Source organism: Reyranella sp. (genome assembly GCF_044224635.1).
GTDB lineage: Bacteria > Pseudomonadota > Alphaproteobacteria > Reyranellales > Reyranellaceae > Reyranella.
In genome coordinates, this window is the sequence record NZ_JBGAKA010000098.1 from 1 (window position 1) to 5,483 (window position 5,483).

Consider the following 5,483-nt stretch of genomic DNA (forward strand, 5'->3'; position numbering starts at 1 on the left):
CCGTCTTCGCCGCCTGTGCCGCGATCGGGCTGCAGGCCGGGGTGGCGATGCCGCTGGTGCCGCTGGCACTGGAACGCCAGGGCGCCGACAAGCTCACCATCGGGATCATCGCGGCCGCGTGGGGAATCGGCATGCTGGCCACGGCCGGGCATATTCCGCGTCTGGCGGCCCGCTTCGGCGCCGTTCCGTTCATCTTCGCCGCGGTGGTTGTCGGCTCGGCGATCACCGTGGGTTACACGCTGACAGACAGCCCGGCGATGTGGTTCGTGCTCAGCCTGCTGCATGGGGCGATGGGCGGCGTGCCGTGGGTGGTGACCGAGATCTGGATGAACGTCGTGGTCGAGGAGAACCGGCGCGGGCGCGTGATGGGTGTCTATTCGACGCTGGTGGCACTCGGCATCGCTCTCGGACCGTTCGTTCTGCAGGTCGTGGGAATCTACGGACCGGTTCCCTTCATCACCTGTGCCGTGCTGGCCCTGCTGGTGGCGCTGCCGCTGCTGCCCTACTGGAAGACCGCGCCGGCGATCGAGCACGCTGACGACAGCGGCTACATGGCCGTGGTGGTCGCGGCGCCGCTCGCCATGCTGGCGGCTTTCGTCTGCGGCCTGGGCGAGCAGGTCGCCTTCAGCTTCCTGCCAGTCTATGCCGTCGGCGCGGGAGTTTCGGCCGAGACCGGCGCGCTCTGGCTGTCGGCGTTCGTCCTGGGCAACGTCGTCCTGCAATGGCCGATCGGCTGGATGGCCGATCATTTCGACCGGCGCGGCGTGCTGGCCGGCTGCACCCTGGCGAGCACGCTGCTCGTCGTGCTGCTCACCGTGGTCTCGGCGCAATCGTTGACCGTGATCGCGGTGATCGCGCTGTGGGGCGGCGTGTCGTTCGCGATTTACCCGGTCGGCCTCGCCCTGCTCGGCCAGCGCTTCCTGGGCGGAGACATCGCCCGCGCCAACACCGCCTTCAGCATGCTCTACATCCTGGGCGGTCTGGTTGGCCGACCGCTCACCGGCGCGGCCATGGACACGGTGGGCGATCCCGGCCTGGGCGCGACCCTTGCCGTGTTCTATGTCATCGCCGGGGTCGCGGCCTTGCTGGCATTCCGGCGGTCCCGCTGATAAGCGTCGAACCGATGAGCGCCATGGCTGCACAGTCGGACCGAGCGGCCGATCCGCTCCTCGCCCCCCTGCTGGCCGGGGATCGCCGAGCGTTGGCGCAAGCCATCACCCTGGTCGAATCGACGCGCCCGGATCATCGCGAGCGGGCCGATGCGCTGCTCGCCAGCCTGCTGCCGCACACCGGCAAGTCGGTGCGACTCGGCATCACCGGCGTGCCCGGGGTCGGCAAGTCGACCTTCATCGAGCGCTTCGGCCTCTCCTTGATCGAGCGCGGCCGCCTTCATCCGCCCCTCGCCGGCCGGCACCACCCTGGGCGGCGTGGCGCGGCGCACGCGCGAGACCATGCTGCTGACCGAGGCGGCGGGTTTCGATACCGTGATCGTCGAGACGGTCGGCGTGGGCCAATCGGAAACCGCCGTCGCCGACATGGTCGACATGTTCATCGTGCTGCTGCTGCCGGCGGGCGGCGACGACCTGCAGGGCATCAAGCGCGGCATTATCGAGCTGGCCGACCTGATCGTCGTCAACAAGGCCGATGGCGACCTCAAGGCGACGGCGCAGCGCTCGGCCAGCGACTACCAGCATGCGCTGCGCATGCTGCGCTCGCCGACCGCCGGCTGGACGCCCGAGGTGACGACCTGCTCGGCGATCTCGGGCGAGGGCGTGGTCGAGGTCTGGGCGACGATCGAACGCTTCCGGCAGGCCGTGGGCGAGAAAGGGCTGGCGCGGCGCCGCGCCGAGCAGGCCCGCGCCTGGATGTGGAACGAGGTGGGCGAGACGCTGTTGACCGAGCTGCGCCGCCATCCGGAGGTCAAGCGCCTGGTGCCCGGCCTCGAGCGCGAGGTCGAGGCTGGCCGCACGACTCCCGCATCAGCGGCACATCTCATGCTAAAAGCGTTTCATGCACGTTAAGGCGTTCCATGCCCGCTAAGTCCATTGTCGCCAAGTCCGTCGTCGAAACGGCCCGCCGGGCCGCCGCGCCCGCCGAGCTGCCGTTCTGGAAGCGCAAGAGCCTGGCCCAGATGTCGAAGCCGGAATGGGAATCGCTCTGCGACGGCTGCGGCATGTGCTGCACCAACAAGCTCGAGTACGAAGGCACCGGCGAGATCGTGCAGACCGACACCTGCTGCAAGCTGCTCGATCCCCGGACGGCGCGCTGCCGCGACTACAAGAACCGCAAGAAGATCGTCCCGGACTGCATCAAGCTCACCCCAAAGATTGTGGCCCGGATGGACTGGCTACCCAAGACCTGTGCCTACCGCCTGGTCCATTTCGGGCAGGACCTCTACTGGTGGCACCCCCTGATCTCGGGCGATCCGGAAACCGTGCACCAGGCGGGAATCTCGGCTCGCGGCCGGGTGATCCCCGAGGACCAGGTCGAGGATATTACCGAGCGGGTGGTCGACTGGAGGGTGTGACGTCCTCCTTGACGGGCCTGTCTTCGGCCCGTAAAAAGCCGGCCTTCCCGCCTGCCGGCGGGATCGTTTTTTAGCGGATAGCGCCATGCCCCGTCGTTGCGCCCTGTCGGGCAAAGCCGTGCAGTACGGCAACAATGTCAGCCACGCCAACAACAAGACGCGGCGTCGCTTCATGTCGAACCTGCAGGTCGCCTCGGTCCTGTCGGATGCGCTGGGCCACACCGTGCGCCTGCGCCTGACGCCGCGCGGCATCAAGACCATCGAGCACAATGGCGGCATCGATTCCTACCTGCTGGGCACCAACGACAGCAAGCTCAGCCCCGAGATGAAGGTGCTGAAGCGCCGCGTCACCTCGGCCAAGGCCAAGAAGGACGCCAAGGCCGCCGCTGCGGCGTAAGGCGGCGTTTTCCGCGCCACTGCGAACTTTCCTGTCGTCCTGAGCGCAGCGAAGGACCTCATCGCCGCCTGGTGCGAGCGTGCTTGGAACTTCTGGCGATGAGATCCTTCGCTGCGCTCAGGATGACAAGAGAATGATGACTTCGATCAATGAAGTCTTACGTTTTTGGGCTGACAGAAGCGGTGTCGTCCCTCGCGCAGCGAGGGACTTGTCATTTCACGGCTCCGCCAGCTCGAACATCATCAGGATGTTGCGCTGGAGCGGATTGAAATTGTCGTCCGAGATCAGCCACAGCAGGGTCTCGCCGTTGCGGCCCTTGCCGGCGGCCAGGCCCTCGAGATTGTCCACCGCATAGGGTGAGGCGAGGCGCGCCAGCTCCTGTGGGCGCACGATTCCCCCTTCCTCCAGGTCGGCCGCAGCGAAGCGCATGACGCGGCAGCGCACGCCGCGGACGAAGTCGAAGGCGCGCTCGAGCGTGACGAACGAGCCGTCGGGCAGGCGGGCGATGGCGGTCGGGTGGAAATCGGGGATGGTCGGATAGTCGAAGGCGCGCCATTGGTAGCGGCCGTCCGGCTTGCGGCTGCCGACCCAGCCTGTGACGGTATCGGGTCGCCGCCGGTACTCCTCGCTGATCGCAATGACCCGGTTGTCAGCGAGGGCGGTCATCGCCTCGATGCCGCCGTTTGGGGGCAGGCGGCCGATATCGGCCGGTCCCTCGACCGGGGCCGGAGCACCCTGCAAGGTGGGATAGCGCCAGATGCGATGGTGGCGTTCGAACGCCACAAGCCAGGACCCATCTGGCAAGCGAGCCATCGCCTCGGCATCCGCGTCGATCTTGCCCGCGATCGGCTTGCCATCGAGGCCGCGCAGCTGGCCGATTCGCGCGGCGCTCAGCCCAACCAGATCGCCCTTGGCATCGTAGTCGATCGCGGCGGTAAGCCAGGCCCCCAGGTCTGAAATCGAGGTGAGGGTCCTGCCGTCGGCCGAGACGTGCAAATCCGACCAGCCGCCAAAGCTCGCCGAGTTGGCGGTCATGGAGACACCGCCCCGCCAGATCAGCCGTCCGATCTGGGTCGAGCCGGGCTCGTCGATCTTGAAGGGCAGCGAGGCGCTGCGGATCTCGATCGGTTGTTCCTGAGCGCTCGCCGGCGGCGGCGTGACGCCGGCACAGGCGGCGATCAGCAGGCAGAACGCCAGCAGCGGACGGGCGAAAGAATGCAAGGCCCGTCCGGCTCTCACGGCGCGGTCGCGATCAGGCGGCGCGCTTGCCGGACTTGGTTCCGGATTTGGCGGTGCCACCAGCGCGAGCGCCGCGCTGGCCGCGGGCTGGCCGCTTGTCCTTGTCGTCTTCCTCGTCGAACAGCGAAGCGAGCTGCTCCATCATCGTGCCGCCCAGCTGGTCGGCGTCGACGATGGTGACGGCACGGCGATAGTAGCGCGTGACGTCGTGGCCGATGCCGATCGCGATCAGCTCGATCGGCGAACGGGTCTCGATCCAGTCGATGACGTCGCGCAGGTGACGCTCGAGGTAGTTGCCGGGATTGACCGACAGCGTCGAATCGTCGACCGGCGCGCCGTCCGAGATCACCATCAGGATCTTGCGTTCCTCGGTGCGCGGCAGCAGGCGGTTGTGCGCCCACAGCAGCGCTTCGCCGTCGATGTTCTCCTTGAGGATGCCTTCGCGCAGCATCAGCCCGAGGCTCTTGCGCGCCCGCCGCCACGGCGCGTCGGCCGGCTTGTAGATGATGTGGCGCAGGTCGTTGAGGCGGCCCGGATTGGCCGGCTTGCCGGCGGCGAGCCACTGCTCGCGGCTCTGGCCGCCCTTCCAGGCACGCGTCGTGAAGCCCAGGATCTCGACCTTGACGCCGCAGCGCTCGAGGGTGCGCGCCAGGATGTCGGCGCTCATCGCCGCCACCGTGATCGGCCGGCCGCGCATCGAGCCCGAATTGTCGATCAGCAGCGACACCACGGTGTCGCGGAAGTTGGTGTCCCTCTCCTTCTTGAAGGACAGCGCGTGCATCGGATTGGCGACGATGCGCGCCAGGCGGGCCGCGTCGAGCGTGCCCTCGTCGAGGTCGAATTCCCACGACCGGTTCTGCTGCGCCATCAGCCGGCGCTGCAGGCGGTTGGCGAGCTTGCCGATCACGCCCTGCAGGTGGGAGAGCTGCTGGTCGAGATGGTTGCGCAGCCGGCCCAGCTCCTCGGCATCGCACAGCTGGTCGGCGTCGACGATCTCGTCGAACTTCACCGTGTAGGGATGGTACTGCTGGCCCTTCGGCTCGTTCGACAGCGCTCCCGGCGGCAGCCACGGACGCTCGGCGCGACCGGGCTCCTCCTCGTCGCCCGCCCCCATCTGCATCTCGGTCTGCGCCTGGTCGGCGACCGTCTCGGAGGCGTCGTCCTGTTCGGAGGCGTCCTCGGTCTCCTCGCCCTGCGCGCCGTAGCCCTGGGTCTCGCTCGAATCGCTCTGATCGTCGCCGGTCTCGTTGGACTGGCCGTCGGCGTTCTCCTGGTCCTGCGAATCCTCGGGATCCTCGTCCTGCAGGTCGGCCGTCTCGT

At 67.9% G+C, this 5,483-nt stretch carries 5 protein-coding genes and 1 pseudogene; 4 read left to right on the forward strand and 2 right to left on the reverse strand.

The features are described from left to right. From ACILR9_RS38305 to rpmB, 4 genes and pseudogenes are all read left to right on the forward strand, one after another. The coding region (locus tag ACILR9_RS38305) for an MFS transporter (RefSeq protein ID WP_395715263.1) at positions 1-1,109 on the forward strand (1,109 nt) is incomplete at its 5' end. A gap of 23 nt (positions 1,110-1,132) precedes the next feature. Next, positions 1,133-2,021 (forward strand): annotated as a pseudogene (locus ACILR9_RS38310) (methylmalonyl Co-A mutase-associated GTPase MeaB). An 8-nt stretch (positions 2,022-2,029) separates the two neighbouring features. After that, a complete protein-coding gene (locus tag ACILR9_RS38315) occupies positions 2,030-2,527 on the forward strand; it encodes a YcgN family cysteine cluster protein (RefSeq protein ID WP_395715264.1) in 498 nt (165 codons plus the stop codon). Between the two features lie 85 nt (positions 2,528-2,612). Next, complete coding sequence (gene rpmB / locus ACILR9_RS38320) at positions 2,613-2,924, forward strand: 50S ribosomal protein L28 (protein ID WP_395715265.1); 312 nt, start codon at positions 2,613-2,615, stop codon at positions 2,922-2,924. Between the two features lie 216 nt (positions 2,925-3,140). Here rpmB and ACILR9_RS38325 read toward each other — a convergent pair whose 3' ends face one another. Both ACILR9_RS38325 and ACILR9_RS38330 read right to left on the reverse strand, forming a co-directional pair. Continuing rightward, positions 3,141-4,145 (reverse strand): esterase-like activity of phytase family protein, encoded by a 1,005-nt coding sequence (locus tag ACILR9_RS38325; RefSeq protein WP_395715266.1) that lies wholly within the window; start codon positions 4,143-4,145, stop codon positions 3,141-3,143. 31 nt (positions 4,146-4,176) lie between these two features. Continuing rightward, positions 4,177-5,483 (reverse strand): cobaltochelatase CobT-related protein (locus tag ACILR9_RS38330; protein WP_407075398.1); only part of this gene is annotated, 1,307 nt, incomplete at its 5' end.